Below are 2,483 nucleotides of genomic sequence, written 5' to 3' on the forward strand. Positions count from 1 at the left end.
CCCCACATGGAGCCGATCCTCTCCGAGTTCCACGCCGTGGCCGCCGACCTGACCTACCACTCCCCCCACACGCCCCTGATCTCCAACACCACCGGGACGATCGCCACCGCCGAGCAACTCGCGGATCCCGGCTACTGGACCAACCACATCCGCCACGCCGTGCACTTCCACGACGGCATCACCACCCTCCACCGCGAAAACGTCACCACCTACCTGGAGTTGGGTCCGGACACCACGCTCACCGCGCTCGCTCGGGAGACCGTCGAGAGTCTGCGGTCGGACGACACGGCCCAGGACACCTCGCCGGCCTTCATCCCGACCTCGCGCCGTGAGCAGCCGGAGCCGGAGATTCTCGTCACCGCCGTCGCGCATGCCCGGTTGTTCGCGCGAACTCCGGTATGGGGCACACTGGTTCCGTCAAAAGCCGGGTTCGTGGACGATCTCCCGTCCTACCCCTTCCAGCACGAGAGCTACTGGCTCGAAGCACGCGCGGGTGCCGATGTCGCCGCCGCCGGGCTGGACGCGAACGACCACCCGCTCCTCGCCGCCGCACTCCCCCTCGCCGACAACGACGGACTCATCCTCACCGGACGCCTCTCCCGAACCACCCACCCCTGGCTCACCGACCACACCGTCCTCGACACCACCCTGCTCCCCGGCACCGCCTTCATCGACCTCGTGATCCAGGCGGGCGACCGGGTCGGGTGCGACACGATCGAGGAACTGACGCTGGAGGCACCGCTGGTGCTCCCGGTCCGGGACGGGGTGGATCTCCAGCTCACCATCGCCGGCCCGGACGAAGCGGGACGGCGTACCGTCACCATCCACTCCCGACCGACCGGCGGGCCCGGCGGTCGTGGCGGTCACGGCGCCGGCGCCGAGTCGGCCTCATGGACGCGGCACGCCACCGGTGTCCTGGCCGAGCGCGGGGGCGCCGCACTCGGCACGGCCGATGACGACGCGGCGGCGGCAGAGGTCTGGCCGCCCGCCGGGGCCCAGGCACTGCCCGTGGGTGACCTGTACGAGCGGCTGGCCGAGCGCGGCTACGCCTACGGCCCGGCCTTCCAGGGCGTGCGCGCGGTCTGGCGGCTGGGCGGCGAGCTGTACGCCGACGTCCGCCTGCCCGAGGACCGGGCGGGCGACGCCGCGGGATACGGGCTGCACCCCGCTCTCCTCGACGCGGCACTGCACCCGTTGGTGCTGGACACCCTCGCGGGCGACGCGCCCGAACCGGACGGCGTGCGCCTCCCGTTCACGTGGTCGGAGGTGACCCTGCACGCGACCGGCGCGACCGCGCTGCGCGTACGGCTCACCCCGACCGGGACGGACCGGATCGCGCTGTCGGCCACCGACGAGGCGGGCGCACCGGTCGCCACGGTCGAGGCGCTCGTACTACGGTCGATCGCAGCCGATCGGCTCACCGCGGTCACCGAGGACACCGGCCGAGACTCCCTCTTCCACCTGGACTGGCTCGCCGCGCCGGCCCCCGAAGGCAAGCCGACCGGCGTCCCGTTCGCGGTCCTGGGTGCCGACCCGCACGGCATCTCCGCGTCCGCCGACGCGGTGTACGCCGACCCGGCCGCGGTGGCGACCGCGATCGCGAACGGCGATCCGGTACCGGGGCTGGTCGTCACAACGCCCATCGTCGACCCGGGTGACGACGTAGCCGGCGCCGCCCACGCGGTCACCCGTGCGGCGCTCGCGCTGCTCCGGGAGTGGTCCACCGACGAGCGGTTGGCGTCGACCCGCCTGGTCGTACTCACCCGCCACGCCGTCGCCACCGACGCACACGACCCCGTGCGGCCGGCCGGCGCGCCGGTGTGGGGGCTCGTGCGCACCGCGCAGACGGAGCACCCCGATCGCTTCGTCCTGGTGGACCTCGACGACGATCCGGCGTCGTACGCGGCCCTGCCCGCCGCGCTCGCCGAGGGCGAATCGCAGCTCGCGCTGCGCCGGGGAGCGCGGTTCGTCCCGCGTCTGGTCCCCGCTCACTCCCGTCCGTCGCTGGTGATTCCGACCGCCGCCGAGCCGGCGTGGCGACTCGATGTGACCGGGCACGGAACGCTGGACAACCTCGCGCTGCTCCCGTCGCCGATCGCGGACGCTCCGTTGACGGAGCATCAGGTGCGACTGTCGGTGCGCGCAGCCGGTCTGAACTTCCGGGACGTGATGATCACCCTCGGCATGTACCCGGGTGAAGCCCTGATCGGCAGCGAGGGCGCCGGGGTGGTCCTGGAGGTCGGCCCGGGAGTCACCGACCTGGCCCCCGGCGACCGGGTGATGGGCCTGCTCGAAGGTGGTGTCGGACCGCGCACGATCGCCGACCGGCGATACCTCTCCCGAGTCCCGGCGGACTGGACGGACGAGCAGGCCGCCGCGACCCCGATCGTGTTCCTGACCGCGTACTACGGCCTGGTCGACCTCGCCGAAGCACAACCGGGCGAAACACTCCTCGTCCACGCCGCCACCGGCGGCGTCGGCAT

Annotated in this window: 1 protein-coding gene; it reads left to right on the forward strand. The window is 73.0% G+C overall.

Going from position 1 to position 2,483, the window contains the following annotated elements:
* The coding region (locus ACZ4FV_RS52015) for a polyketide synthase dehydratase domain-containing protein (RefSeq protein WP_465328455.1) at positions 1-2,483 on the forward strand (2,483 nt) is incomplete at both ends.

The sequence above is a fragment of the Embleya sp. NPDC025285 genome, assembly GCF_055558835.1.